Below are 25,713 nucleotides of genomic sequence, written 5' to 3' on the forward strand. Positions count from 1 at the left end.
ATGTTGCAGGCTTATCCCCACACGGTGTGGCGCAGCCGCCACTCGCCGTCCTGTTTCATCCATAAATGGGGCGAGCGGAAGCGGTCGCACAGGGCCATGAAATAATCGCGATCCATTTTCGGGTGTTCGAACTGGCGGTACGCCTGAGGAAACTCTTTTTCGGTGATGGATAGATAACGGAACACCTCGTCGGCGAAGCGTTCCGGGAACTCGCCGTCGAAGCGTTTCACCAGGGCCACGCCTTCCTCGCGCTCAATGTCGCCTGAGCGGATCTCCTGGGCCGCGTCGTAGCTGGCGTGGCCGATGCCGAATTTGATGAAGGTGGTGTAGAAGTGAAAATCGTCCAGCTTGTCGTCGATACTGGCGTACTTTTGATAGGTGCCCGGCGTGCGTTCGGGTGCCGCCTTGAAGCCGCCTTCGTCCACGGCGTAGTAATAACAGCTCTGTGGATGCCATTTCAGATAATAGCCCAGGTAATGGACCTCTACGCCCACCCGTTCCAGGTCGTCGGGTTTGGCCGGCAGATAGGGCAGCAGATCTTGTTGTTCCAAGCCGTAGTCCTGCTTCAATGATTGCAGACTGACGCCGGCCAGATTGATCTGAGACTCATCGCCGCCGGTAAAGTATTTGTAATCGCGCTTGGCCGTTTCCATATCGCCTTGCGGATTGCCGTATTCCGCCTCGTTTTCGCCGTAGAACACCAGCTTGATGCCGTGCTGAGCGGCGACTTTCGGGGCGATGGCCTTCTGGCCGATGATAAAGGGCTGAAAAGGATGAAACAGGTTTTCCACCGCCAAACGCGTCAACAGCCGGTGCACGCGGCCGTTGGGGGTGTGCAAAATATTATCGAAGCCGGCGTGGATCCAGGCCTGAAGATTTTCCCAGCCCCAGGGCGTATAGATATGGGGCGCCCAGGTCACGGTGAGGGGGTGCATGCCGTATTTGTCTTTGAGGATATGCGCGGCGTAGAAGCTGTCCTTGCCGCCGGAACCGGGCAGCAGGCAGTCATAGCTGCCGTCGCTGGAACGAAATTGATCGCACAAGGCCTGCAATTCAGCTTCGCGCGCATCCCAATCGATAGTGGTCTGCTTTTGCTCCGCCACGCGGCAGGCATCACACACACCATCCGCATCGAAGTTGATAGTCTCCTTCTTGGAGGCCCGGGTATGCTCGTATTCGACGGTAGAGTTGGGGCGCTGGTTGGAGATGACGCATTTGTTGCAAAACTTCACCTCGCTCGGCAGGCCGTATTTGGCCTCCAGCGTACCATGGTATTGTGTTTTTTCAGATGCTTGGTTCATGGCGAAGATTTCATCCCTGAGGTTTTCGACCCACGTATAAAAAGTGAAATCCGCTGCCTTCCCGTTCATAAATTACAGAGTCGTAATAGCCGATGTGCATGGGCTCGAAGGGGCGGAATTTGTCAATTAATTCGTCTCTATCTGCAGTGAATTGAATGTGCAGAGTTTTGCCTGTAGGAAGTTCCACTCTGTGCAAACCATCCTGTTGAGCCGTGGCGTAATTGTAATAATAGTTTTTTGTCCCCACCATGGTTGCGACCAACACAGCACCGGGATGCATATGGTGGTATAGATAGTCGACCGAGTGACGCATGTCGGTCGGCGATAGAAAATACAGCACCTGGTTGGCCAGCGCCACGTCGAAGCGTTGCTCCAGTTCCGGGTTGTTGGCAGGGTCGGGCTGGGCGATGAAGAATTGGTCCTGAATTTCGGGCAAGCGCGCCTTACAGGCGGCAATGGCGGTTTCGCTGACATCCATACCGTAGACGTCGAAGCCATTTTCAAAAAAGAAACGGGCATGGGTGCCGTTGCCACAGCCGAAGTCGAACAAGCGGCTGCCCTGTTTGGCGGGCAGGCCCAGGTCGCCTTTGAGGATCTTGTTGAACACGCGGATGACATGGCCTTCGGGGTATTGAATACCATAACCGCCGCTGTAGGCCTGTTCGTAGTAATCGCGATTGTTCAGTATATAGGTGCGGAGCATTTCCGTGGCTACCTCACAGGGTAATTTCGAGTATTTTCAGATCGATGACCAGGTTTAGGCCATTACGTAATTCGCGCCGACCGTCGCTTGTCTGCTCGGTCCAACTGCGGATGGGGTCGTCCTGGGGTGCCAGGTCGAAGGGCAGCTCGAAGTTACAAAATTGGTAGGACGCGATCATCGGCTGTTGATCCAAAAAGCGCGCCACACTCTGGCAGGAGAATAAATTGTAGCCAGTGTTCCAAGCGTCCTCGCCACTGTAACGATAGCGAATCAGGGCATCCACCGGATGGCTGTTGAACTGTCCGGCGACGATGACCGTGCCGCCCGGGGCGGTGAGGCGCAGGCATTCGGACATGGAGGGTTCGAATTCATCGAAGACACTCAGGGTGCCTACCATGGTGACGGCATCGAAGCTGTCATCGGCCAGCATGTCCATGCGGTTGGCATCGCCGTGGATGAACTGGACGCCGGGCAGGCGTTGACGGCCGATCTCACACAGCTGGGCATCGAAATCCAAGGATGTCACTTGGCTGTCGGCGAAGCGGTATTGATAATATCCCGCCAGGGCTCCGCTGGCGCCGCCCACGTCCAACAAGCGCGGGCGTTTGCGCCCGTTCAGGGCCTGTTCCAAGCGATCACCGATGACCTGAAACAGGTACTTGGGATTGTCGTAATCCACCTCGGCATAGACATGGGTGCGTTGGTAATCGCCTGCCAGCCGGTTCATGTCCCGGTCTCCCGGGTAGAATGGCTGCTGCGCAGCATGAGTTCTGCGATTTGCAAATCGAGTTCGGTGTCGATATCCAGGGAGCGTTCTTTGGGCATGGGCTGCCCTACCGTGTCCTTGCCGATTAACCGATGGTGCTCGCGAAACCAGGGGGTGCGCACGGCATAGACACAACCGTTGAGCACCCAGGCGCGCGGTAGATCCTGGCGTCTTTTTTGTGCGTATTCCTCTCCCAGCAGGGGCGTGAGGACGTCCTTGTCCATGGTAAAGGTCCAATAGGGGCTTTTATCGGGCTCGGTAACCGTGACGCAACTCGCGGCGCCGCTGTGTTCCAAGCGTTCCAGGCTGTGATCGATGTCGGCGGCCGTGCGTAACGGGTTGGTGGGTTGCAGCACGACCGCGATGTCATAGCCCGGCACTTGCTCCATGGCATGATGCAGCGCGTCCATAGTGGTGGCGCGGTCCGAGGCCAGCTCATCGGGACGGCGAAAAGGAACATCGCAGCCGTATTGGCGCGCCACCGCCATGATCTCCTCATCATCGGAAGACAGGATGACACGGTCGAGGTAGCGCGAGGCCTTGGCCGTTGCGATCGTCCAGGCCAACAGCGGTTTGCCCGCCAGGGGTAAAATGTTTTTGCGTGGCAGGCCCTTGGAGCCGCCGCGCGCCGGAATCACGCCCAGGACTTTGTGCCCGCCGATCATCCGAACATTTCCCCGAACTCGGCGCCGGCCCGCTCTAGGTCTTCGATGCGGCCGATGTCGATCCAGTAATCCCGCAAGGGGAAGCAACCGGCCGGTTTGTCTTCCGCCATCAGCTTTTGAAACAGACCGGGCATGTCGAAATATTGATTCTGGGGCAGGTGATCGAGAGCGGTGGGATCGAGGATGTAAATGCCGGCGTTAACGTAAAAGCGTTCCGTGGGTTTTTCCACCAGCGATTCGAGGCGGTAGCCGTCGGAAATTTTGAGCACGCCATAGGGGATCTGGTGGCTGTATTCGCGCATGGCCATGGTGGCGGTGAAGGCCTGCTGCTCATGGAATTCCAATAGGCGTACAAAGTCGACCTTGGTCAGCAGGTCGCCGTTCATGACAATGAAGGGGCGCGTGGGCCGTTCGGGCAACAGGCTTAGGGCGCCGGCGGTACCCAGGCGTTCGTTTTCTTCGATATATTGAATATTCACGCCGAAACGCGAACCGTCACCGAAGTGCTTGCGAATCATCTCGCCTTTGTAATTGATACACAGGTGGATCTGTTCGAAGCCTTGTTCGGCGAAGTTCTCAATAATGGTCTGCAATACCGGTTTGGAGCCGACCTGGATCAGCGGCTTGGGGATTTGTTGGGTCAGCGGGCGCAGCCGCGCGCCCAGGCCGCCGGCCATGATCACCACCGGGGTGTCGCGGCGCGGTTCACTGGGAGTTTGGAAACGGACCAGGTCCACCACACAACCGGCGCTGTCGAGCAGGGGCAGGTGGCGCAAGGAGTGGCGCTGCATGGTGCGTTGCCAGATGGCACGACTTTCTTCGGCCAGGCCGGTGACGGGATTGGCGTTCATGACCTCATGGATGGAGGTGTCCAGACCCTTGCCGCGCAGCAGGGCGCGGCGGATGTCGCCGTCGGTGACGGTGCCGGCGAGATGGCCGTCGGCCTCCACCACCAGGGCGATCTGCAGGCTGCCGGCGTCCAGCACCGCCATGGCATCCTTTACGCTGACTTGGGGGTCGAGGGCGACATCGCGCCAGGTCTTTGTCATCTAGGCTCTGCCTCGCTTCACTTGGGCCGGGACGCCCGCGACGAGCGTCAAAGGGTCGACGTTTGAAATCACGACAGAGCCTGCTGCAACTACTGTGCCATGGCCGATTGTTATGCCCTGGATGATGATCGCGCCGGCGCCGATGTGGGCCCCTTCTTCGATCGAGCAACCACCGCAGACCAGTGCGCCCGAGCTGATGTGGACGTGGTCGCCGATACGGCAGTCGTGTTCGACGATGGCGCCGGAATTGATGATGACGTTGTCGCCCAGGCGGACGCCGGGATTGACCACCGCTCCGGCCAGGATCTGGCAGCCCTGGCCGGTTTCCACGTCTGTGCGGCTAAGGATGGCGCGGGGATGGGTCACCGCGGCAAAGCGGTAATCTTTTTCAATGAAGCCGGCAAACAAGGCCTGCCGTGCCCGGGTGTCACCCACCGAGCCTAGACCGTTGACCAACAACACGGTGTCGGGGCGGTGCTCGAACACGGTCTCGTCCCCGCCGAGATGGGGAATGTCCTGCAGCAGTGAGGCGTGGGGCTGGGGATCGGTGAAGCCGATGATGCTGCGCTGCATGCGCAATAGGGCCTCGGCCAGCACCTTGGCATGGCCACCGCCACCCAGAATAATGACCGGCCGGTTCATGAAATCACCTCGTCTGCACCGTAATCCTTATCCGCCGACTGTCCCAGCAGGTCCCAATAGTCCATGGGTGAACGGCCGTTGCCCGGGCGTTTGACGGTGAGGTTATCTTTGTTGAAAGACTCGCCGGCGCGAATGGGCGCGGCGGCCACCAGGCTCTTGCGCACCACGGCCGCATTTTTCAATTCCACCGCGCCCGGGGTCTTGACGGGGTCGCCCAGTGCCCGGCTCACATCGCGCACGGCGCTGACCAGCGCGGCCAATTCGTCGGGTTCCAGCGAGGCGACGTGATCGGGGCCGGGCAGGCTGCGGTCGAGGGTGAAATGTTTTTCCAATACCGTGGCGCCACGGGCGGCGGCGGCCACCGAGATCTGGATGCCCAGGGTGTGGTCGGAATAGCCCACCGCCAGACCGGTGGCCTCACGCAGGGTATCCATGACGCGTAGATTCACCTGTTCCAGCGGACACGGATATTCCGTGGTGCAATGCAGCAGGGTGACTTGATCTCGTAGTAGCTTAGCGACGTCCGGATCCTGCAGGACAGTCGTGTAGTCGGCGCGCGTGCGCGGCTCGTCGTGGCGGCTGTAGCCGAAGGCCAGCACCTCCAGGGCCGCCTGAACCTCGTCAAGGGTGGCCATGCCGGTGGAAAGAATCAGTTCCCGCCCGGCGCGCGCGATTTGCAGCAGCAGCGGTGCGTTGGTGAGCTCACCGGAACCGAGTTTGAGGCGCGGCAGGGTCAGGTCCTCCATTAAAAATCGCGCGCTTTCCGTGTCGAAGGGCGAGGAAAGAAAGTCGATACCCCGTTCCTGGCAGCGGCGCAGCAATTGATGGTGGACATCAAAGTCCAGTGTCAGGCGCTGCAGCATGGCCAGTTGTGAACCGCTGTCGCCTTCGTTACGGAGTTGGTAATCGGCCTGGGCGGCGTGGCGGCTGGCCAGCGCCTCGGGGCGAAAGGTCTGAAACTTGACTGCATCGGCGCCCGCCGCGGCGGCGGCGTCCACCATGGCCAGGGCACGTTGCACGTCGCCGTTATGGTTCACCCCGGCCTCGGCGATGATGTAGATGCTAACCATGACGCTCTCGCAATAGCATGAAGGCCTCGGCGGCGGGGTAGCCGCACTGGGCGCCACGCAAGCGGGCCTGGGCGGTAAGTGCGTCGGCACTGCGCGGAAAGGGAAATTCGCCGCACTCGCCGGCATACATCGCCATGATTTCCAGCTTGCGTGCCAGCTGGGCGTCGATGTCGAAAAACACATTGGGTTGGAAGAGATCGCCCGCGCGCGGCAGGGCGGCGTCGGTTTCGGACAGGGTCTCGTAACTCATCACCCGCTGGATGAAGGGATAGCGAAACCATTTGCTGCAGGCGGCGCAGGCCTCGAACACCCGGCGGTGATCGCTGTGCGCATCGCCGTGATGGGGCAACAGCAACCACTCGGGCCGGAATTCCGTAAAGGTCTTGCCGATGGCGCTGACCAGTTCGCCCATAGGCAGGATATCCAATTGAGCCGTCGGTAGATTGAGTTCAATGACGGAGGCAAAGCCATAGGCCTTGGTCACCCGGGCGATGGTGTCGGTACGTTCCTGGCGTTGGCTGTAGCTGTAGTCGTCGCCCATGCCGGTAACGATGAGCCAGCCCAGTTCAGCGCCTTGCTCGGCCAGACGTAACAGGGTGCCGCCGCAGCCCAGGGTTTCGTCATCCGGATGCGGCGCGACGACCAGAACCTTGTGTGTCATAAATAGCTCCCCTCCCTGGGCAATGGATCGAATTCGTGTTCAATCACTTCAACGGCAGCTGCGCCGCATTTCACCAGCAGGCGGCCGTCATTCACCTGCAGCACCTTGCCCGGCTCCAGGTTGACCGCTGCCGTTGCCACGGGGCGCACGCGCCACAGTTTCACCTCGCGCCCCGCATAGTCGCAGTGGGCGCCGGGGTAGGGCCGGGCCAGCGCCCGGACCAGGTTGTGGATGCCCTGCGCCGACATGCGCCAGTCGATGCGGCCGTCGGCGGCGCAGCGCTTGCGCCAATAGTTGGCCTGTGAAGGGTCCTGGGGTATGCGCTCGGCGTTGCCGTTCGCCAGCGCCGTGGTCAGTTGGCGCAGTTGCGGCAGGGCGGTGTCGATCAGCTTGTGATACAGACTGCCGGCGTCGTCCTCCGCGGCAATGGCGACCGCTTGCTGGCTGAGGATGTCCCCAGAATCGGCACTTTCGTCCATCAAAAAGAATGTCGAGGCGGTCTGCTCCAGCCCCAGCGCCAGGGCCCAGATGATGGGGTGACGGCCGCGGTTGTATGGCAGCGCCGCCGGGTGGTAGCCGACCACACCTTTGGGCGCGACGGCCAGGACATCGGCGGACAGCAGCTTGGACCATCCTAGACAGTAGACGACCTCCGGTTTGCGTTCGCGCAGCCAGGCGGCCATTTGGTCTTGGTCCCTGCCGTCGCTTAGGAACACGGGACAGCCGGCACGCTCAGCCAGTGGGCTGAGATCGCGAAAGTCCGCGTTCAAATTCGATTGGCTGCGGGTAACCACACCGACCACTTGGGCCTGTGGGTGGTCGAGTAGCATGGTCAGCGCCGCAGCGCTGAACTCGACACAACCGATGAAGGCGATTCTCATGCTCTGATCTCGACCGGCACGTCGTAAAACCGTTTTTGCAGGATGCCGTCCAATGGTGTGTCGCGCAGTACCCTGACGATTTTTTCGGCGGCGCCCGGCTCGCCGTAGGGCGTCTGCTTTTTGGCCGCCAGCGCCTGATGCTCAGGCGTCAGTGCCTGGTTGATGGCGGCGCGGATGGCGTCTGATTGAGACGGGCAGTCGATAATGGCCGGTGCCCGCAGTCGGCTGCGCTGCCGTTCACCGATATTGACCACCGGCTTGCCCACCGCCGGCACCTCGATAATGCCGCTGGAGGAGTTGCCGATCACCACGTCCACTTGTTGCAGCAGGCTCAGATAGCGCTGCTGCCCCAGGGATTCGCGGTAGCAGTAGCGCGCCGGATTTGCTTCGGCATGTCGTTTCAGCAATTCGGATATTTTGCGCCCGGCCGGATCGGCGTTGGAACCGGTGACAATGACGCGCGCCTCGGGAAAGGCGGCCAGTGCCTCCAGCAGCGGTTGCACCTGTTGTGCGGGAGAGGCGTCGTCCAGGGTCTCCGGGTGCAGGGTGACGAGGAAATTCTGTTGGCCCAGTTGACAGTCGATGGCCTGTTCCAGCGCCTCGCGCCCGAGCAGTTGGGTGCGCGACAGTTGATCGAAACCGGCGGCGCCCACCACGTGCACGGTGTGCGGTCGTTCACCCATCTGGATGACGCGGCAGGCATAAGCCTCGGCGGCGACGCAGTGGATGTGGGACATCTTGGTGAGCGCATGGCGCACTGCCTCGTCAATTAATCCCTCGGTGCTTTCGCCGCCGTGGATATGGGCGATGGGGATGCGCTGCAGCATGGCGGCCTGGGCCGCGGCGAGGATCTCATAACGATCGCCCAGCACCATCAGCAGATCGGGTTGTAATTGGTGCAGGGCCTCGGCAAAGCCGCTAACGGCGCGACCCATGGCCCGGCCGATGGCCAGTTCGCTGTCGTCTGTCAGAGCCATGTCGACCTTGGCGGCGATGGCAAATCCGTCCGCTTCGATTTGTTGGTAAGTCAGCCCGTAGGCGGGTGACAAATGGGTGCCGGTGACGACCAGTTGCAGTGCCAACGCCGGATCCTCAGCGATGCCGCGCAAGGTCCAGTAGAGCAGACCATATTCGGCTCGGCTGCCGGTGACCACACAGATGCGGCGTGGGGCGTTCATGATACGGCCCCTTGCGCCAACGCGGCGGAACTGGGCAGACAGACGCCGCGTGCGAACAACTGGTCCGCGACGACTAGATTTGCACGGGGCATGCCCTGATACATGGGCAGCCGGTGCAGCGGTGTCCAGAAGGGGCGCATCAAGATCCCCTCGGCATGGGCCGCCGTCAAAAGGGGTTCGCGGTCGGTTTCATCCGGCAGCAACAGCAGATTGAGCCAGTGGTTGCTGCGGCAGCCTTCGGGTTCCGCGTGTAGGGCTACGTTATTCAATGCGGCGAAGGCTTGAGCATATTGTCGTGCCAGCCCACGTTTTTGTTCCAGGCGCTGCGGCAGTTGTTCCAGCTGGGCGCAGCCCAGGGCGGCATTGAGATTGGGCAGGCGATAGTTATAGCCCACCATGTCGTGATCGAAGGCCCAAGGATGAGGTTGCTTGGCAGTGGTGGTGAGGTGTTTGGCACGTCGCGCCAAGTCGGCATCGCGCGTGAGTAGCGCACCGCCACCGCCGGTGGTGATGATCTTGTTGCCGTTGAAGCTGAGCGCGGTCAGATCGCCCCAGTGACCGGCATGTCGGTCATCTCGGAAACTGCCCAGGGCCTCGGCGGCATCCTCAATGAGTTTGAGGCCGTAGTCATCGGCGATGCGGCGCAGGGCGGGCATGTCGGCCACGTGGCCCATGACATGGACCACCACCAGGGCGCGAATGGGGCGGCCGCTGCGGCGGTTGTAACAGACGCCGTCGCGCTGTTCGGTATGGTATTTGAGATGCTGCCGGAGGGCCTCGGGGTCGACCCCCAGGGTGTCATAGGCGCTGTCGACGAAATGGGGGATAGCGCCCATGGCGGCCACCGGGTTGGCCGTGCCGACGAAGGTCAACGCCGGCAGCAGTACTTCATCATCGCGTTGCACGCCGGCCAGCAACAGGCAGGTGTGCAGGGCGGCGGTGCCGTTGACGGTGGCAACCGCGTGCGGGATGCCGGTGTAGTCGGCCAGCCCCTGTTCGAAACGATCCACATACTGGCCCACGGAGGAGACCCAGCCGCTCTCCAGGCAGTCGAGGGTCAGGGCCTTGTCGCGTTCGCCGAACAAGGGCTCGTGCAGACCGACCGGGCGTGGTGGCGGTAACAAATCGCGCAGTATGGCAAGGATGTCTGCAGTCAATGTTATGGGCATCAGATATTGTAGATACCGTGCTTATAACGCGCCAGATTGGCCGGGTCGGTGAACCAGCGTGCGGTCTCCGCCAAGGCCTGTTTGAAGCCTTCACGCTGACCGAACTGGGGTGCCCAGTCGAGCAGCTCCAGCGCCTTGCGGTTATCGGCCCAGAGACGTTCCACCTCGCTCTTGTCAGGGCGCAGGCGCTGTTCATCGGTGACGATTTCGATGTCGGCGTGCATGGCCTCGGCGATGAGCTGTACCGTGTCGCCGATGCTGATTTCATAATTGCTGCCCAGGTTGATCTCCTCGCCCACGACCCGGTCCGATTCGGCCATGGCGATGAAGCCCGCGACGCTGTCTTGGATGTAGTTGAAATCGCGTGTAGGATACAGTGCGCCCAGCTTGATCCGGCGCTCGCCATTGGCGATCTGGGTGATGACAGTGGGGATCACGGCGCGCGCCGACTGCCGTGGGCCGAAGGTGTTGAACGGGCGGGCGATGGCGACCGGTGTTGCAAACGAGCGGTAAAACGACAATGCGATCTGGTCGGCGCCGATCTTGGTGGCCGAGTAGGGCGACTGACCCTGCAATGGATGTTTCTCGTCGATGGGCACGTACTGCGCCGTGCCGTAGACCTCGCTGGTGGAGGTGTGGATTACCTTTTCCACATCCAGGTCGCGGGCCGCCTGGACTATGTTCAAGGTGCCCTTGATGTTGGTGTCCACGTAGGCGTCCGGTGAATGATAGGAGTAGGGGATGCCGATCAGTGCCGCCAGGTGCAGGACCACGTCGCAACCTTTCATGGCGGTGCGCACGCCGTGTGGGTCGCGGATGTCGCCGGCGAAGACATCCACTTCGCGTTTCACGTCCGCGGGCGATTCGTCCAGCCAGCCCCAGTGACCGAAGGAGTTGTAAAACACAAAGGCGCGTACATCATGACCGCGCCGGATCAGGGCCTCGGTGAGGTGGGAGCCGATGAAGCCGTCGGCGCCGGTGACGAGAATCCGCTTTCCCTGTAGATTCATTTGCCATTCACCTGTGATTGGTCCAATGATTTCAGCATGGCCATGGCGGCATGGTTGCTGGGATCCTTGGCGAGAATGTAGTTCATGGCCCACACCACACCGTCGGTTGCGCCGTGCTGATGGTAGATCTGTCCCAGTTTCATGACGCTATTCAGATCATCGGGATTTTCCAAGAGATAATCAGTGTAAATCTCGACAGCCTGTTGCACATCGCCTGTACCCTGCAGCATGTCGGCATACATGGGTGTATAAATGGGGCTGATAACCGATAATTCTTTTAGCACCGCGAGCGCGGATTCCATGTTTTGAGCCCTGGTATGCAGTTCGAAGAGCCGCATTAAACCGTCGACGCGGGTGTTGCCTTCAGCGATAGTTTCATATGTCTCGATGGCGGTTTTTGCGTCATCCGCGAGCTCAGCCAGATAGCCTTGCACTAGCGGGATATAATGCTTGGCCTGTGCTTGATCACGATGTTCTTTTAAACCTGCCATCAGGCTGTTTAAGCCTTCTATATCGTGGCATAGAAAATACTCCCGCGCCCTGCTGTTCAGGCCGTCCAGGGTAATGCCCTCGTCTTCAATACGTTTAATATTATCCTTGCTTAGTTTTTCGATGCTGTCTTCAAAAGTCGCCTCAAAGGCTTTCAGCATTTGTCGCTGCGCCTCGGGCAATTGCGCGATATGGTCTGCGTGACCCTGGGCCCACTGGATGGCGCGTCCGGCTTGTTCGTCACGGCACCACTGTTCAAGTAAACGCTCGATGTCGGGTTGGGGTTTGTCTTCCTCTATGCGACTGAGAATACGGCTGCGTGCTTGTTGCAAAATATCGATGAGTTCATTGGTGGTGTCGACAAAGGCCTGAAAGTAGAGCCGGCTGTTTTCCTGCAGGTCTGCTTCGTGTTCTTCCTTATGGCGCAAGATGGGAATCAGGCGGCGTATACCGAATTTTTTGACGAATTTGACTGTGCTGGCGTATTTGCTGTCGAACTGCCTTTCGATGCTGTCCAGTTTGGCGTTGTTATGGAAACCGGCGCCGGGGCCGGTCTTATCGAATAGCTTGCGATTGTAGTCCAGTGCCTTGCGCGACAGGCCTTTGATGGCCCTGAGTTCGTCCAACACGCGATCCACTTCACTGAGCGTTTCTTGATAAAGTTTGCCGCGCGCGGTCTTGTCGCTAGGCGATAGTTTGGCGGCGAGTATCTGCCGGGCTGGGGTTGCCAACGGCTCGACGTGGATGCTGTCCATGGAGACGTATTCCACATTGGGCAGGCGCATCGAATTCGGTGAGGGATTGATCACCCGACAATTCCGGTTAAACGCATCCGCCGCCTGTCGATCAATGGTCCTTGCCGAATTCAGATAGGGATTGGTGGTATCCGCCATCTTGCCGCCATTGGTTTCCACTCGGGTATCGGCATACATAGGCCTTGGACCTGCGGAATGCTCCTCGGAACCGCTGGCATGGGTATATCCCGCCTGATTGAAGCAAAAGTCCGCGCCCCCTAAAACAAGCTGACTCACGCCCATCTCCAGGGCTAGGGCGAATGCGGTATTGGTGACGGTGGCACCGATGGATGGCGCTAGGTTTTCTACCTCCTGCGGTGTCGTCCAGGGGTAACGCGGGCCCATGAAAGCCTTTTGTCCGCCCCAGCTCGAGAGTAGGTTGGAGCTTAGATGGTATTCGTTGACCAGCACAGTGCCGTCTTGGAATTCAAGCATCTCGCGGCTGACTTTCAGCATAATGGGATACGGGTCGACGGATACGCAGATGTCAGGTTGGATTTGCGCCTGCAGCAGGGAGTGACTGACCCGGGACACGGCGATGACCAGCAGGTTGTTGCGGTGTCGCCGAATCCACGGCAGTAGTTCGTCCAGCGATGGGCCGCCTGCCAGTACCACGGCGGTCTTGCCACGGAAGCTGTCTCGCAGACAGATCGCCGGAACCTGATTTTCGGTCAGGTTTTCTATTTGACGCAGGGTAAAGGGGCGACTGTTAATGCCGACCCGCTGCTGGCGGATGAAATCATCGAACTCGTGTTTGAGTTTGCGCCAGAAAGGCGGGTAATCGCTGCAATGGCCGTGCACGACCCCCAGCGAGCGTTCCAACACCAACCGATCCTGGAGGGCATAGTCGAAGATATCCATCTTGGCGCCACGCTGCAGCCATTCATCAGGAGTCGTAATGACTAATTCACCATTAGGATCATTCAGTTCCACTAGCAGGTCGAGTACTTGAGGCAACTCGACGAATAGATAGCGACTGCCTGTTGGTACGCCATGTGCCTTAATGTATTGGTAGAGCAGGCCACTGTCGGTACCGGCAATGACGTAAAAGGTGTTGTCCTGAAACAGGGAATCGCCAAAGCGGGACCGAAACACAGTGCTGGCATCGCTGTTCTGAAATGCATTGCGATTGATGGAAAACAAGTAGTGTTCCCCGAAAGCGTTACTGACAACGCCGCCGAAATCGCTGTGTGGACCTTGGTTGATAGCGCTCAAGTGTCTGTCCCCGTTATGAATGTCATGACTGTGTATAGCTATTGAGCAAATAACATGCCAGCCAGCGGCGGGTTATCCCACGGGCGATTTCAAATGACACTGCTGGTTTCGCAATACCGCCGTGCCTGCTGGATGCACGCTAGGGGCAGGGCATTCTGATGTTGTTGTAACTTATTAAAATATAAATAAAATAGTGATATTGAGGTGCTCCTGATGCGCGCTGTCGCCGTTTGTATGGGCGCTCAATAGGCGATGATCTACGGTGGCAGCGTTGATCTATTCGTCTTTTGCGGATAAGTCCAAGCGCCAGTCAGGCCAAGACAATTTTTTGACGCGTGCCCACGCGTCGCTGACCAGTGACCGGAGATAAATAATCCTACTGTTCTCCTAAAGCCTTGTCTTCGTCAGGCCGATATGGAAGTTGGTAGCGGTGAATATTTCAACCAAGAGATATATCCGCTGAAGACAAATTCCCTCGGCCTAGGCTTGCATAGTACCGCGCCACCAGAGGGTAAAAATTAGGAGTTACAGCAATGGCTGCTAGTGTAATTAACACTAATGTAATGTCCATGAATGCTCAGCGTAACCTGAATAAAAATGCGTTGAGCCTAGCAACCTCGGTTGAACGTCTATCCTCCGGTCTGCGTGTTAACAGCGCGAAAGATGATGCCGCCGGTCTGGCGGTGGGGATGACCCTCGAGTCCACAGTGCGGTCCTTGACCGTGCAAATCCGTAACCAGGCAGATGTGATCTCCAGCGCGCAAACCCTGGACGGTGGTTTGAGTGTGGCGACCGATATTCTGCAACGTATGAACGAGTTGGCGGTTCAGGCACAAGGTACCAACGGTGCCGCCGAGGCTTCTAAAATTCAAGTCGAATACGCTGCCCTCAGTACCGAGCTTGGCAATATCACCGGTGTTACCGCCCCTGGTGGTGCAGTAACTGCGGTTTCTGCCGCCGTTGCGGCCGCCAGTGCTATCACAACCACCCTGGGTACTGTTGCGGGTGCGCGCGCCTCCCTGGGTGCCGCCATGTCGGTGGCCGAGTTCACCATTCAGCGCTTCGAAGCGGCACGCGAAAACAACGCCGCCGCCCGTAGCCGTATTATGGATGCGGATTTCGCCATGGAAACGGCCAATCTGACCCGCGGCCAGATCCTGCAGCAGGCAGGTACGGCCATGGTGGCCCAGGCCAACCAGATCCCGAACAACGTGTTGTCGTTGCTGGGATAAGCGTCGGAGGAAAACGGCCTGGCGTAAAGTCCGCTTTGCGGCCGGCCGATAGTAATACATAGGAGCGGTGAATATTTCGATCTTAGAGATATATCCGCTGAAGATAAAACACCCCACAGGCTACGCCGCAAGGCGAGCGGGGTAGAAGTTAGGAGTTACAGCAATGGCTGCTAGTGTAATTAATACCAATGTAATGTCCATGAATGCCCAGCGTAATCTGAATAAGAACGCGCTGAGTTTGGCGACTTCAGTTGAACGCCTGTCATCCGGTCTGCGCGTTAACAGCGCCAAGGATGACGCCGCCGGTCTGGCGGTGGGCATGACCCTGGAGTCCACGGTACGGTCGCTGACCGTCCAAATCCGTAACCAGGCAGACGTGATCTCCAGTGCGCAAACCATCGACGGTGGTTTGAGTGTGGCGACTGATATTCTGCAACGTATGAACGAACTGGCTGTGCAGGCGCAAGGTACCAACGGCAGCTCTGAGGCCTCAAAGATTCAGGTTGAGTACAGCGCCCTGAATGCCGAGCTAGCGAATATCACAGGTGCCTCTCAGCCCGGTGGTAACGTAAGCACCAATGCCGCTGGGGCAGCCAGTAACGTTGCCACTGTGTTGGGTAATGTTGCGGGTGCGCGCGCCTCCCTGGGTGCCGCCATGTCGGTGGCCGAGTTCACCATTCAGCGCTTCGAAGCGGCACGCGAAAACAACGCCGCCGCCCGTAGCCGTATTATGGATGCGGATTTCGCCATGGAAACGGCCAATCTGACCCGCGGCCAGATCCTGCAGCAGGCAGGTACGGCCATGGTGGCCCAGGCCAACCAGATCCCGAACAACGTGTTGTCGTTGCTGGGATAAGCGTCGGAGGAAAACGGCCTGGCGTAAAGTCCGCTTTGCGGCCGGCCGATAGTAATACATAGGAGCGGTGAATATTTCGATCTTAGAGATATATCCGCTGAAGGTAAATTACCCCACGTAGTTCGCCGCAAGGCGAGCGGGGTAGAAGTTAGGAGTTATAGCAATGGCTGCTAGTGTAATTAATACTAATGTAATGTCCATGAATGCCCAGCGTAATCTGAATAAGAACGCGCTGAGTTTGGCAACTTCCATTGAACGCCTGTCATCCGGTCTGCGCGTTAACAGCGCCAAGGATGACGCCGCCGGTCTGGCGGTGGGGATGACCCTGGAATCGACTGTACGGTCCTTGACTGTGCAAATCCGTAATCAGGCAGATGTGATCTCCAGTGCGCAAACCCTGGACGGTGGTTTGAGTGTGGCGACCGATATTCTGCAACGTATGAACGAGTTGGCGGTTCAGGCACAAGGTACCAACGGTGCTGCCGAGGCTTCAAAGATTCAGGTGGAATACGCCGCTCTGAATACCGAGCTTGGCAATATCACCGGCGTTACTGCTCCCGGCGGCGACGTAACAGCCAGTGCCGCTGCGATTGAAACTCAGCTCGCAACCACGCTGGGCAGTGTGGCCGGTGCACGCGCCTCACTAGGTGCCGCCATGTCGGTAGCCGAGTTCACCATTCAGCGCTTCGAAGCGGCCCGCGAAAACAACGCCGCCGCCCGTAGTCGCATCATGGATGCGGACTTCGCCATGGAAACGGCCAATCTGACCCGCGGCCAGATCCTTCAGCAGGCAGGTACGGCCATGGTGGCCCAGGCCAACCAGATCCCGAACAACGTGTTGTCTCTCTTGGGATAACAATGGTTGGCGGTATTCTGAAGGAGTTTGACCCGGCCGTGCCTCGAGCATGGCCGGGCTTCTAAACGAAGGAGATGCAAATGGATGTCTCAAACTTAGCGGCAGTGACTCAGCAGGTCAGCCCTGTTGTTAAGACTGGCGGAGACACCGGCACTCAAAAACCTGCCTCTCGCGGCAATTCCTTGCCGGTGGTGGAGCGCAGTCATCTTGCTGTGGAAAAGCCGAAGCATGAACAAGACGAGTCTGTTTCACAACCGAGCGCTGAGGAATTGAGCGAGTTGGTGGCAAAGATCAATGAATCTTCAGTGGTTCGTTCTAAGGATCTAAGGTTTTCAGTGGCCGAGGGAACCGATCTTACTGTAGTTCGGGTAGAAGATTCAGAAACCGGTGAGTTAATTCGTCAAATTCCCTCGGAACAAATGGTTGAACTCGCCCGGGCCTTGGAAGATCAGCGCCAAGGTACGATGCTCAAAGAAAAGGTGTAGCGGTCTTTTGGCACATATCATGCTTTGTGTTTGGGTATGTGCGGGGCAATTAAACCCTCAGCCGTGCAGTAGAGGTTAGAAAAATGGCGACATTTGGTTTCGGTACCATCACATCCCAGGGCGTAGGCTCAAATATCAATATCGCTGGCATCGTCAGAGAATTGATGGCCATCGAGCGCGCGCCCCTGGATCGGCTTATTGAGAAAAAAGAAAGCTATGATGCCAAGATCTCCGCGCTTGGCACGATCAAGAGTTCGCTTTCCTCGCTGCAAACATCGTTATCGGGATTGGCATCCGGCAGCAGTTTCCTGGCGAGCAGTGCTGATTCGTCCGACACCACCAAGGTTAAGGCAACCGGCACCTCGGGCGCCGTCGCCGGTAACTATGCCATCGAGATCAGCCAACTCGCCCAGTCACAAAAGCTCGTCGCCACCGGTCAAGCCGACACAGCAACCGCAATCGGTACCGGCACCCTGACTATCGACTTAGGGACAATCTCCGGCGGTACTTTCGATAACGGCACGGGCAAGTATACAGGCGCCAGCTTCGCCTCCAACGGTAACGGTCCCTACGACATCACTATCGATCCCAGCAACAACACGTTGGCGGGAATCCGCGACGCTATCAATGATGCCGATATTGGTGTGACCGCCACCATTGTCAATGACGGTGATGCGACGAACCCCTACCGGCTGGTGCTGAGTTCGGAAAACAGCGGTGCCGATCAAAGTATCAGCATGTCGGTCGCCGGGGATGCGGCGTTGTCCGATCTGCTGAGTCATGATCCCGCCGGCACGCAGAATCTGTCAGAAACGGTCACCGCCCAGGATGCCAACTTCACGGTGGACGGCATCGACATCACCAAGTCAAGCAACTCGGTCACCGATGTGATCGACGGCGTTACGTTGGATCTGACCGGCACTACCGGCGGTTCTCCGGTCACAGTCTCCGTTGCGAACGATACCGACGTCGCCAAGAGCGCCGTCGAGAGCTTTGTTGAAGCCTACAACACCCTGCAGGCCGAGATTAAAGATCAAATAGATTCGGGTTATTTGGATGGAGAAGCCGGCGCGCTTGCCAGTGATGCCGCGACTCGTCAAATACTCACCTTCATTCGTAATGAGCTGAACCAGGCGCCGACCGGGGTTACCGGGAATTATCAGAATCTATCAAGCATCGGCGTGTCATTCGAGAGAGATGGAACACTCTCGTTGGATCAGTCAAAGCTGGCTGCCGCCATCGAGGACGATAGCAGCAATGTTGCCGAACTGTTTTCGTCCGCCGACGGCTATGCGACGCGGCTCGATGACGTTATCGATGAGTTGGTGCAGTTCAACGGTACCATCGACACGCGTACCAATGCATTCAGAGACAGGATCAGCGCACTCGAAGATAGAGAGATCAGGTGGGAGGGTCAGCTGGAGAGAACCGAAGGCCGCTTGCGCGCCCAATTCACTAATCTTGATGTTTTGATGAGTAATATGAATACGACCAGCAGCTTTTTGACACAACAGCTTGCTACGCTTAATTCCCAATTAAACAACGGATAACCGAGCGGTTGATATCCGAAATATCCATCTTCGGTATCGCCACATCACCATACACTTATTGCTGAGGGAGCGCAGGATGAACAGTATTACCAGAGCGGCTAATGCCTACAAAACAGCACAGGTTGATGCAGCGGTCTTGGGCGCCAGTTCCCATGAGCTGATTGCGATATTGCTTGCCAAGGCAATCGAATCGACCCAACAGGCGAAACGGCACATGGCGGATGGTGATGTCAACGCGAAAGGCCAGCGGATCAAACTGGCTATTGCGATTATTTCCGACGGTTTGCGCAGCAGTCTGAATATTTCAGAGGGTGGTGAGATTGCGGCGAATCTGGATGTGTTGTACGAATACATGTCAAACCAACTCCTCAAGGCGCATGCGGAAAACAACCCAGCCATCCTGGATGAGGTGAGCGCATTGCTGGGCGATATCAAGGAAGCTTGGGACGGCATCAAGCCCAAGCAGCCAGCGCAGCCTGAGATGCATACTTAACCCACATTTTTCACCCGGCGGCCAAGGGCAGTGGTGTAGACGGCTGAGACGGGTGAAAAACTATCAAGCAGTCGATCGACCAGACAATGACATACTGTTCTCGCCCTCGGCCTATCACGGTTTAGACGGGTTTGCCCGTACGCGGGCGCTTCAGCGCGGCGCCTACAAACGCGAATGCTACGCCGGCTCCCGCGGACCCGGTGAGAAATACGGGCTAGCCGCGCCAGGCCTTGGGCATTGTCGCGATATCTATATCCCCGCTCCTAATCATGAAACGTCCACTCCCTGCAGCAGGTGCATTCAGCCTGACCCGCTAGGGACCCACAATACGTCTCCCGGTGTGACGCGACCAGGCCTGGAATCTGCGGTCCTTTTTTAGCTCCGGGCAGAATAGCATCCAGCTAAAGTTTGGATTTGGCGAGGCGATATGTTGTACTGGAGCCGCTGGGTTTTGGGGAAGTATCGCCGGTGCAACCAGCCGGATGGCGTAGGGGTTGATCTGTCTTTAGGTCGTGGCGATTTGTTTTCACACGCTGGAAAACCGAACCGGTGGCTGCTCAGTCTAAATATAGTGATCTGTAAACGCGATTTTAGGAAAGTCAGCTATGAATGTTTCAGTACAGCGAGGCTCGGGGATAGAACAGTATAAAAAGGCCGGAACGCAAACGAGTCTTGAGACCGCCTCGCCGCATCGTTTGATACAGATGCTGCTCGAAGGCGCATTGGAAAAGCTGAGGTCGGCCAAACTCTATATGCAAAGCGGTGATCGGGCCTTGAAGGGAAGTCACATCTCCTGGGCGATTTCCATTCTGGACGGTTTACGGATGAGTATAGACAAAGAGGCCGGCGGGGAAATTGGGCGTAATCTCGATGATCTGTACGAATATATGGCGCGCCGCCTGATCGAAGCCAATGCGCAAAATGATTTGGACGCGCTTGACGAGGTCTCGGCCTTGTTGATCGAGATCAAATCGGCGTGGGATGCCGTGCCCGATGCCATGCAGGCCCAGCAAGAGACATTTAGCTAAGTTGTATTGCCCATGGATAGTCACGTGAACCACAAACCGGTATTGGCCAAGGTGGAGGCGCTGACCCCTCTAGCGGTACTGCTGGATGAAACGGAACGCATGCTGGCGCTGGCTCAGAAAGGCGAGTGGGAAGCGCTCGTCGCATTAGAGGCTGAACGAGGCCCGCGCTTGGAGGCCTATTTCGATACCCTCGCTGCGGCGCTGCGCGAGCAGTACCGGGATCAGCTGCGCCGGGCCATAGAATATATTTTAAACGCGGATAAACAAATCATCGCCCTGGGCGAGGCCACCAAAGCGGAAGCCGTCGATTCTCTGCGCCAGAGCCAGTCCGCCCGCAAGGCGAGCGCTGCTTATCAGAGGAACGACGGCCTGTAACCGCAACTTGATCAGCACGAGGCGGACGGACAGACGCCTCATTACACTACGTCAGGGATACAACGTGACCGAAGCGAGCGAACTGAGCGGGTTATTCTGTGAACTGAGCATCCCCTTCGAGTGGACTGCCGCTGATAAGGCCGACACCGCCACCGCCGTGACACCGGCGGAGGAGTTGGCCAACCAAAACTGCCTGAAAATCGTTCTCGGTCTCGACGATGTCAGCCATGATGCCAATGACGACGTCCTTGAAGTGAGTTACGAACTGCAACGCTTGGATTTCAAGGTTAATGTCATTCTCGAGCTGGTGGGCCAGCTTGTCAGCCAGAACCTGAGTCTACCGGCGCGTCACGCCGTGAAACTCGGACCCTCAAGCATCCGGTGGCGCACACAGGCATCGCCGGCCGAAGTGGGGCAGCGACTGCGGCTCAAGCTCTTCCCCGACCAGCGCTTTCCGTTTCCGCTTTGTTTAAGGGGGCGTGTGGCGACCCTCGAGCAGGTCGAGCAGGACTGGGAGATTCGGCTTGAACTGGACCAGATGCATGAGTACACCCAGGATCTATTGGAAAAATACATCTTCCGTTGTCATCGCCGCCATATCGCGCGGATGAAGACCCAAATCAATAAATAATTGATTGAATCTGTTATTGTTTTGGTGTTGGTTTTTTGACATTATTGAATCCTGATGCAGTGATGGGTAAGCGGCGCGTTTGATGCTCAACCCGGAAGTGGTTTGGAGTTACACTGGAGAGTGCTATGCGTGAATCAGCGATTTTGCTGATAGACGACAATGAAAGCCGGCGTGAAGAGCTGTTGGCGATACTGGAGTTTATCGATCTGCGCCACTTCTATGCTTGCGATTGCGCCACCTGGCGGCAGCAGTTGGACCAGATCGATGCGCCAATCCAGACGATCATTTTGGGGGATTGTGGCAGCGCGGAGACACTCGACGAAATCGTCGCCCTGACCACTCAGGCCAATCCCGATGTCGCGTTTATCCTGTTTCAGGAGGAGTGCGGCGCCGGCGCTTATTCGGAAGCTCTGCAAAAAGAGGCCCTCGCGCTTTTGGACCGACCGCTTAAATACAAACAGACGGCCTCAGTGCTGGAAAAGGCCAAGGTGTATCGCGGCACCACCAGCACCGTCCCCCGAGAGCGGCGCGGTTCTATCGAATTATTCCGCAGCCTGGTCGGCAATAGCCACTCCATCCGCCAGGTGCGCAAGCTGATCGAGCAGGTCGCCGTTGCCGACGCCAATGTGCTCATCCTGGGCGAGTCCGGCACCGGTAAAGAGGTCGTGGCGCGTAACCTGCATTACTATTCCGCCCGGCGCGACAAACCCTTTGTGCCCATCAACTGCGGCGCCATTCCCGCCGACCTGCTCGAGAGCGAGTTGTTTGGTCACGAGAAGGGCGCCTTTACCGGCGCCATCAGTGCGCGTCAGGGACGCTTCGAACTGGCCGAGGGCGGCACCCTGTTTCTGGATGAAATCGGCGATATGAGCCTGCATATGCAGGTTAAACTGCTGCGCGTGCTGCAGGAGCGTACCTTCGAGCGGGTCGGCAGCAACAAGAGTATTAGCACCAATGTGCGCATCGTCGCAGCCACCCATCGCGATCTGGAACGCGCCATCAAGGAGGGCAAGTTCCGTGAGGACCTGTTTTACCGCCTGAACGTCTTTCCCATCGAAATGCCGCCGCTGCGCGAGCGCCGGGAAGATATCCCCCTGCTGGTGAACGAATTGATCGCCCGCCTCGAGAACGAGGGCCGCGGTACCGTGCGTATCACCCAGCCCACCATGATGGCGCTGTGCCAGTACAGTTGGCCCGGTAACGTGCGCGAGCTGGCCAATCTGGTGGAACGGCTGGTGATCATGTATCCCACCGGGGTCGTGGATCAGAACGACTTGCCGGAAAAATTCCAAAGCGGCGAATTGAGCCAGGGCGAGGCCATCGTCAACGAGTTGATGGCGCAACAGCCCGAGTTGGACGAATTGCCGTCCGACTCCAGCGCGAATCTGCCGCGCTTGCCGCGCGAGGGCATCGACCTGAAAGAATATCTGGGTGACCTAGAGCGCCATTTCATCCAGCAAGCCCTGGACGATGCCGACGGCATCGTTGCCCATGCCGCCAAGCGCTTGCAACTGCGGCGTACCACCCTCGTCGAAAAAATGCGCAAATACGGGCTGCAGCGCAATGAAGAAGTGACGTAAATTTGACTTCGCCCGCCAATCCATCTTGTAAGCTTCTGATTTAAATAGACTCTATAAACCTGGCCCGATTTTTGCATTGGTTCTGTGTACGACAATAACTCACAACACAGACGAGCAGACAGGCAATTATGGCGTTACCAGGCATTGACCGGCTTGAGCATCTGAAAGACGCATTTCAGGCATTTAACCAGATGTCTGAGGCGCTGCTGTGTTCCTACCACGAACTCGAGCATCAGGTCGAACGCCTGAACCGGGAGCTGGCCCGGCGTGATGCCGATGCGGCACCCGGCTTGGCCAGTCGCTTGCGCAATATGCTCGACGCCCTGCCCGGCGCCGTGGTGGTCCTGAACGGCAGAGGCGTGGTGCAACTGGCCAATCTGGCCGCCCTCGACATGCTCGGTGAACCCCTGGAGGGCATTCAGTGGCGTGGTGTCATTCAGCGCGCCTTCGCGCCCCGTGCCGACGATGGCCACGACATCTCGCTTAAAGACGGCCGCCGGGTCAGCATCGTCACCAACTCCTTGGGGCGTGAGCCGGGCCAGATCCTGCTGATCACCGATGTTACCGATAAGCGCGCACTGCAGGACAAGTTGGGGCGCTTTCAACGACTCTCCGCCATGGGCCAGATGGCCGCCTCGCTGGCGCATCAGATCCGTACCCCCACCGCCTCGGCGTTGCTGTATTTATCCAATCTCAGTCGTCAGCGCGACAATCCCGCTGCGATCGCCAAATACAGCGCCAAGCTGCGCGCCCAACTGCAGCACATCGAGGCCATGGTCAGCGACATGCTGGTGTATGCCAGCGGCAGTTCCACCCTCCAAACGACCCGCTTCAGTCTGACCATGCTCTGCCAAGCCGTGGTCCAGGGGGTGCAGGGCCAATTCGATCAAAACGGTGTCAGTCTGACGCTGGAAAACCAGGCGCCTGAACTGGAGCTCAGCGGCAATCTGGACGCCATGAAGGGTGCGTTGATCAACCTATTGATGAATTCCATGCATGCCGCCGGGCAGGCACCGCTGCACGTCGTGCTGCGTCTGGCTCAACAGGATGCCGACACGGTGTGTATCAGCGTGACGGACAACGGTGTCGGCATTCCCGCCGATATCCAGGCCAACATATTCGATCCCTTTTTCACCACAAGACCACAGGGAACAGGTCTGGGCCTCGCGGTTGTGAAGTCTGTCGTTGACAAGCAGGGTGGCCGAATTGAGTTGGTGTCCACACAGGGACAGGGCACCGAGGTCACTCTGGCCCTGCCGTTGCAGCCAGACGGCAACGACGGGCATACCCAACCGTATAACATGCAAGCAGAGGTAGGATTATGAACGCAGCAGCTGTTCTGGTCGTCGAGGATGATATTTCACTTCGTGAAGCACTTTGCGACACACTGGAAATGGCGGGCATACAGGTCAGGGCCGTGGCCGACGGCAACGCCGCCCTGAAGATTATTGAACACGAAAAGGTCTCCGTGGTGGTCAGTGATGTCCACATGCGGCCGATGGACGGACATGCCCTGCTGCAGAAGCTCAAGGCGGCCAATCCCAATCTCCCGGTCGTTTTAATGACCGCCTATGGCAGTGTCGAAAACGCGGTCAAGGCCATGCGCGACGGTGCCAGCGATTATTTGGTGAAACCCTTCGAAGCGGACGTGTTGCTCAACATGGTCAACCGCTTTCTCAATCAAAAGAGTGCCGCGCGGGATTTGATTGCCGAAGACGAAAAGACCATGCGCGTAGTGGCCCTGGCCGAGCGCGTGGCCGCCGCCGATGTTACCGTGCTGATCAACGGCGACAGCGGTACCGGCAAGGAAGTCATCGCGCGCCACATTCACAACTGCTCGGCGCGCGCCGAGGGTCCCTTTGTCGCCATCAATTGCGCCGCGATCCCGGAGAATATGTTGGAAGCGGTGTTGTTCGGCTATGAAAAAGGTGCCTTCACCGGTGCCTACCAGGCCTGTGCCGGCAAGTTTGAGCAGGCCCAGGACGGCACCCTGCTGTTGGATGAAATCTCGGAAATGGACCTTGGTTTACAGGCCAAGCTGTTGCGCGTGCTGCAGGAGAAAGAAGTGGAGCGCCTGGGCGGTAAGAAGACCATCCCCCTCAATGTGCGCGTGCTGGCCACCACCAACCGCAACATGAGGGAGGATGTCGCCGCCGGCCGTTTCCGCGAAGACCTGTATTACCGCCTTAACGTCTTTCCCCTGAGTCTGCCGTCACTGCGGGCACGCAGCGGCGACATCGTGCCGCTGGCGGAACTGTTTATCGCCAAATACGCCGGTGCCGCGGCGCCGAGCCTCAGCGATGCCGCCAAGTATGCGCTCACCCGCCATGCTTGGCCCGGCAATGTGCGTGAGCTGGAGAACGTCATTCAGCGCGCCTTGATCCTATGCGACGACGGCGAACTCAGTACTGAAGATCTGCAATTCGAGACCCTGGAAGACCAGGAAGAAGCGCAGCTTTCCTTGCACCAGGAATTGGACTCAAACCTGAATAACGATCTCAAACTAAAGGAATTCGACCTGATCGCCCATGCCCTGAGTGAATGCAGCGGCAGTAAAAAGGCGGCGGCCGAGTTGCTGGGTATCAGCCCGCGTACACTGCGCTACAAATTGGCGCGCATGCGCGCCCAAAATCTTTTGATCCCCGGCGAATAATGTCGTTAAGACTGGAGGAAACGTCATGAATAACACTATGAATGTCGACCAAGTGCTGATGCAGATGCGTGTTATGGCAGCCCAGGCCAAGGGCATCCAGGATGTCAGTCAAGTGGAGGCTAAAGGCGGTGCCGATTTTTCCGACATGCTGGTGAAATCCATCAACGCCGTCAACGAAAGCCAACAGGCCTCCGGGGATTTGAAGAAACGTTTCGAAATGGGTGATCAGAGCGTCAACATGGTCGATGTGGCCGTCGCCTCAGAAAAGGCCAAGATCGCTTACACCGCCATGAGTGAGGTGCGCAACAAACTGATCAAGGCCTATCAAGACATCATGAGCATGCCTGTTTAAGGCCGTATTCAATTGTTTGAGCGGGTAAA

General features: G+C 58.0%; 26 protein-coding genes. 13 read left to right on the plus strand and 13 right to left on the minus strand.

The window, feature by feature from the left end; translation table 11 throughout:
* Positions 1 to 11: 11 nt before the first annotated feature.
* From Tel_05515 to Tel_05575, 13 genes are read right to left on the minus strand one after another with little or no spacing between them, the layout of a single operon-like run.
* Complete coding sequence (locus Tel_05515; GenBank protein ID ALP52647.1) at positions 12 to 1,301, minus strand: LPS biosynthesis protein; 1,290 nt, start codon at positions 1,299 to 1,301, stop codon at positions 12 to 14.
* A gap of 10 nt (positions 1,302 to 1,311) precedes the next feature.
* Entirely contained in the window at positions 1,312 to 2,004 is a 693-nt protein-coding gene (locus tag Tel_05520) for a hypothetical protein (protein ALP52648.1), read from the minus strand.
* A 13-nt stretch (positions 2,005 to 2,017) separates the two neighbouring features.
* Positions 2,018 to 2,731: a hypothetical protein gene (locus Tel_05525; protein ALP52649.1), complete on the minus strand. Its 714-nt coding sequence runs from the start codon at positions 2,729 to 2,731 to the stop codon at positions 2,018 to 2,020.
* The gene (locus Tel_05530; protein ALP52650.1) at positions 2,728 to 3,435 is read right to left on the minus strand and encodes an acylneuraminate cytidylyltransferase; all 708 of its coding nucleotides are present in this window, start codon (positions 3,433 to 3,435) and stop codon (positions 2,728 to 2,730) included. The genes Tel_05525 and Tel_05530 overlap by 4 nt, the downstream gene beginning before the upstream one ends.
* On the minus strand, positions 3,432 to 4,484 hold the full coding sequence (locus tag Tel_05535; GenBank protein ID ALP52651.1) for an alcohol dehydrogenase: 1,053 nt from the start codon (positions 4,482 to 4,484) through the stop codon (positions 3,432 to 3,434). Before Tel_05535 ends, Tel_05530 begins: the two co-directional genes overlap by 4 nt.
* Positions 4,485 to 5,126 (minus strand): hypothetical protein, encoded by a 642-nt coding sequence (locus Tel_05540; GenBank protein ID ALP52652.1) that lies wholly within the window; start codon positions 5,124 to 5,126, stop codon positions 4,485 to 4,487.
* The gene (locus Tel_05545) at positions 5,123 to 6,196 is read right to left on the minus strand and encodes an N-acetylneuraminate synthase (protein ID ALP52653.1); all 1,074 of its coding nucleotides are present in this window, start codon (positions 6,194 to 6,196) and stop codon (positions 5,123 to 5,125) included. The genes Tel_05540 and Tel_05545 overlap by 4 nt, the downstream gene beginning before the upstream one ends.
* Positions 6,189 to 6,857, minus strand: coding sequence for a GlcNAc-PI de-N-acetylase (locus tag Tel_05550; protein ALP52654.1), 669 nt, complete (start codon positions 6,855 to 6,857; stop codon positions 6,189 to 6,191). The genes Tel_05545 and Tel_05550 overlap by 8 nt, the downstream gene beginning before the upstream one ends.
* The gene (locus Tel_05555) at positions 6,854 to 7,738 is read right to left on the minus strand and encodes a formyl transferase (protein ALP52655.1); all 885 of its coding nucleotides are present in this window, start codon (positions 7,736 to 7,738) and stop codon (positions 6,854 to 6,856) included. Before Tel_05555 ends, Tel_05550 begins: the two co-directional genes overlap by 4 nt.
* A complete protein-coding gene (locus tag Tel_05560; GenBank protein ID ALP52656.1) occupies positions 7,735 to 8,916 on the minus strand; it encodes a UDP-N-acetyl glucosamine 2-epimerase in 1,182 nt (393 codons plus the stop codon). Before Tel_05560 ends, Tel_05555 begins: the two co-directional genes overlap by 4 nt.
* The gene (locus tag Tel_05565; GenBank protein ALP52657.1) at positions 8,913 to 10,085 is read right to left on the minus strand and encodes an aminotransferase DegT; all 1,173 of its coding nucleotides are present in this window, start codon (positions 10,083 to 10,085) and stop codon (positions 8,913 to 8,915) included. Before Tel_05565 ends, Tel_05560 begins: the two co-directional genes overlap by 4 nt.
* Positions 10,085 to 11,095: an NAD-dependent dehydratase gene (locus tag Tel_05570; GenBank protein ID ALP52658.1), complete on the minus strand. Its 1,011-nt coding sequence runs from the start codon at positions 11,093 to 11,095 to the stop codon at positions 10,085 to 10,087. The genes Tel_05565 and Tel_05570 overlap by 1 nt, the downstream gene beginning before the upstream one ends.
* Positions 11,092 to 13,593 (minus strand): hypothetical protein, encoded by a 2,502-nt coding sequence (locus Tel_05575; protein ALP52659.1) that lies wholly within the window; start codon positions 13,591 to 13,593, stop codon positions 11,092 to 11,094. Before Tel_05575 ends, Tel_05570 begins: the two co-directional genes overlap by 4 nt.
* A 533-nt stretch (positions 13,594 to 14,126) precedes the next feature.
* Here Tel_05575 and Tel_05580 point away from each other — a divergent pair.
* The 13 genes from Tel_05580 (at position 14,127) to Tel_05640 (ending at position 25,684) form a co-directional block, all read left to right on the plus strand.
* A complete protein-coding gene (locus tag Tel_05580) occupies positions 14,127 to 14,825 on the plus strand; it encodes a hypothetical protein (GenBank protein ALP52660.1) in 699 nt (232 codons plus the stop codon).
* 193 nt (positions 14,826 to 15,018) lie between these two features.
* Positions 15,019 to 15,681, plus strand: a complete 663-nt coding sequence (locus Tel_05585; protein ID ALP52661.1) for a hypothetical protein — start codon at positions 15,019 to 15,021, stop codon at positions 15,679 to 15,681.
* A 163-nt stretch (positions 15,682 to 15,844) separates the two neighbouring features.
* Positions 15,845 to 16,537 carry a hypothetical protein gene (locus Tel_05590; protein ALP52662.1) on the plus strand — a complete coding sequence of 231 codons (693 nt, stop codon included), beginning with the start codon at positions 15,845 to 15,847 and terminating at the stop codon, positions 16,535 to 16,537.
* An 80-nt stretch (positions 16,538 to 16,617) separates the two neighbouring features.
* Complete coding sequence (locus tag Tel_05595) at positions 16,618 to 17,022, plus strand: hypothetical protein (protein ALP52663.1); 405 nt, start codon at positions 16,618 to 16,620, stop codon at positions 17,020 to 17,022.
* Between the two features lie 83 nt (positions 17,023 to 17,105).
* A complete protein-coding gene (locus Tel_05600; protein ID ALP52664.1) occupies positions 17,106 to 18,572 on the plus strand; it encodes a hypothetical protein in 1,467 nt (488 codons plus the stop codon).
* Between the two features lie 76 nt (positions 18,573 to 18,648).
* Positions 18,649 to 19,065 (plus strand): hypothetical protein, encoded by a 417-nt coding sequence (locus tag Tel_05605; GenBank protein ALP52665.1) that lies wholly within the window; start codon positions 18,649 to 18,651, stop codon positions 19,063 to 19,065.
* 605 nt (positions 19,066 to 19,670) lie between these two features.
* The gene (locus Tel_05610; GenBank protein ALP52666.1) at positions 19,671 to 20,093 is read left to right on the plus strand and encodes a flagellar protein FliS; all 423 of its coding nucleotides are present in this window, start codon (positions 19,671 to 19,673) and stop codon (positions 20,091 to 20,093) included.
* Between the two features lie 12 nt (positions 20,094 to 20,105).
* Positions 20,106 to 20,468 (plus strand): hypothetical protein, encoded by a 363-nt coding sequence (locus Tel_05615; GenBank protein ID ALP52667.1) that lies wholly within the window; start codon positions 20,106 to 20,108, stop codon positions 20,466 to 20,468.
* A 64-nt stretch (positions 20,469 to 20,532) separates the two neighbouring features.
* Entirely contained in the window at positions 20,533 to 21,099 is a 567-nt protein-coding gene (locus Tel_05620; GenBank protein ALP52668.1) for a hypothetical protein, read from the plus strand.
* 125 nt (positions 21,100 to 21,224) lie between these two features.
* Positions 21,225 to 22,679, plus strand: coding sequence for an AAA family ATPase (locus Tel_05625; protein ID ALP52669.1), 1,455 nt, complete (start codon positions 21,225 to 21,227; stop codon positions 22,677 to 22,679).
* A 191-nt stretch (positions 22,680 to 22,870) separates the two neighbouring features.
* Positions 22,871 to 24,004 (plus strand): hypothetical protein, encoded by a 1,134-nt coding sequence (locus Tel_05630; GenBank protein ID ALP52670.1) that lies wholly within the window; start codon positions 22,871 to 22,873, stop codon positions 24,002 to 24,004.
* The gene (locus tag Tel_05635) at positions 24,001 to 25,332 is read left to right on the plus strand and encodes a Fis family transcriptional regulator (protein ID ALP52671.1); all 1,332 of its coding nucleotides are present in this window, start codon (positions 24,001 to 24,003) and stop codon (positions 25,330 to 25,332) included. The genes Tel_05630 and Tel_05635 overlap by 4 nt, the downstream gene beginning before the upstream one ends.
* 37 nt (positions 25,333 to 25,369) lie before the next feature.
* Entirely contained in the window at positions 25,370 to 25,684 is a 315-nt protein-coding gene (locus tag Tel_05640) for a flagellar hook-basal body protein FliE (protein ID ALP52672.1), read from the plus strand.
* Positions 25,685 to 25,713 lie beyond the last annotated feature (29 nt).

This window comes from Candidatus Tenderia electrophaga (assembly GCA_001447805.1).
Lineage (GTDB): Bacteria > Pseudomonadota > Gammaproteobacteria > Tenderiales > Tenderiaceae > Tenderia > Tenderia electrophaga.

Bases quoted from the DNA above. Each gene is read 5' to 3' on its own strand.
- Tel_05515 (ALP52647.1), bottom strand. From the start codon at position 1,301: ATGAACCAAGCATCTGAAAAAACACAATACCATGGTACGCTGGAGGCC.
- Tel_05520 (ALP52648.1), bottom strand. From the start codon at position 2,004: ATGCTCCGCACCTATATACTGAACAATCGCGATTACTACGAACAGGCC.
- Tel_05525 (ALP52649.1), bottom strand. From the start codon at position 2,731: ATGAACCGGCTGGCAGGCGATTACCAACGCACCCATGTCTATGCCGAG.
- Tel_05530 (ALP52650.1), bottom strand. From the start codon at position 3,435: ATGATCGGCGGGCACAAAGTCCTGGGCGTGATTCCGGCGCGCGGCGGC.
- Tel_05535 (ALP52651.1), bottom strand. From the start codon at position 4,484: ATGACAAAGACCTGGCGCGATGTCGCCCTCGACCCCCAAGTCAGCGTA.
- Tel_05540 (ALP52652.1), bottom strand. From the start codon at position 5,126: ATGAACCGGCCGGTCATTATTCTGGGTGGCGGTGGCCATGCCAAGGTG.
- Tel_05545 (ALP52653.1), bottom strand. From the start codon at position 6,196: ATGGTTAGCATCTACATCATCGCCGAGGCCGGGGTGAACCATAACGGC.
- Tel_05550 (ALP52654.1), bottom strand. From the start codon at position 6,857: ATGACACACAAGGTTCTGGTCGTCGCGCCGCATCCGGATGACGAAACC.
- Tel_05555 (ALP52655.1), bottom strand. From the start codon at position 7,738: ATGAGAATCGCCTTCATCGGTTGTGTCGAGTTCAGCGCTGCGGCGCTG.
- Tel_05560 (ALP52656.1), bottom strand. From the start codon at position 8,916: ATGAACGCCCCACGCCGCATCTGTGTGGTCACCGGCAGCCGAGCCGAA.
- Tel_05565 (ALP52657.1), bottom strand. From the start codon at position 10,085: ATGCCCATAACATTGACTGCAGACATCCTTGCCATACTGCGCGATTTG.
- Tel_05570 (ALP52658.1), bottom strand. From the start codon at position 11,095: ATGAATCTACAGGGAAAGCGGATTCTCGTCACCGGCGCCGACGGCTTC.
- Tel_05580 (ALP52660.1), top strand. From the start codon at position 14,127: ATGGCTGCTAGTGTAATTAACACTAATGTAATGTCCATGAATGCTCAG.
- Tel_05585 (ALP52661.1), top strand. From the start codon at position 15,019: ATGTCCATGAATGCCCAGCGTAATCTGAATAAGAACGCGCTGAGTTTG.
- Tel_05590 (ALP52662.1), top strand. From the start codon at position 15,845: ATGGCTGCTAGTGTAATTAATACTAATGTAATGTCCATGAATGCCCAG.
- Tel_05595 (ALP52663.1), top strand. From the start codon at position 16,618: ATGGATGTCTCAAACTTAGCGGCAGTGACTCAGCAGGTCAGCCCTGTT.
- Tel_05600 (ALP52664.1), top strand. From the start codon at position 17,106: ATGGCGACATTTGGTTTCGGTACCATCACATCCCAGGGCGTAGGCTCA.
- Tel_05605 (ALP52665.1), top strand. From the start codon at position 18,649: ATGAACAGTATTACCAGAGCGGCTAATGCCTACAAAACAGCACAGGTT.
- Tel_05610 (ALP52666.1), top strand. From the start codon at position 19,671: ATGAATGTTTCAGTACAGCGAGGCTCGGGGATAGAACAGTATAAAAAG.
- Tel_05615 (ALP52667.1), top strand. From the start codon at position 20,106: ATGGATAGTCACGTGAACCACAAACCGGTATTGGCCAAGGTGGAGGCG.
- Tel_05625 (ALP52669.1), top strand. From the start codon at position 21,225: ATGCGTGAATCAGCGATTTTGCTGATAGACGACAATGAAAGCCGGCGT.
- Tel_05630 (ALP52670.1), top strand. From the start codon at position 22,871: ATGTCTGAGGCGCTGCTGTGTTCCTACCACGAACTCGAGCATCAGGTC.
- Tel_05635 (ALP52671.1), top strand. From the start codon at position 24,001: ATGAACGCAGCAGCTGTTCTGGTCGTCGAGGATGATATTTCACTTCGT.
- Tel_05640 (ALP52672.1), top strand. From the start codon at position 25,370: ATGAATGTCGACCAAGTGCTGATGCAGATGCGTGTTATGGCAGCCCAG.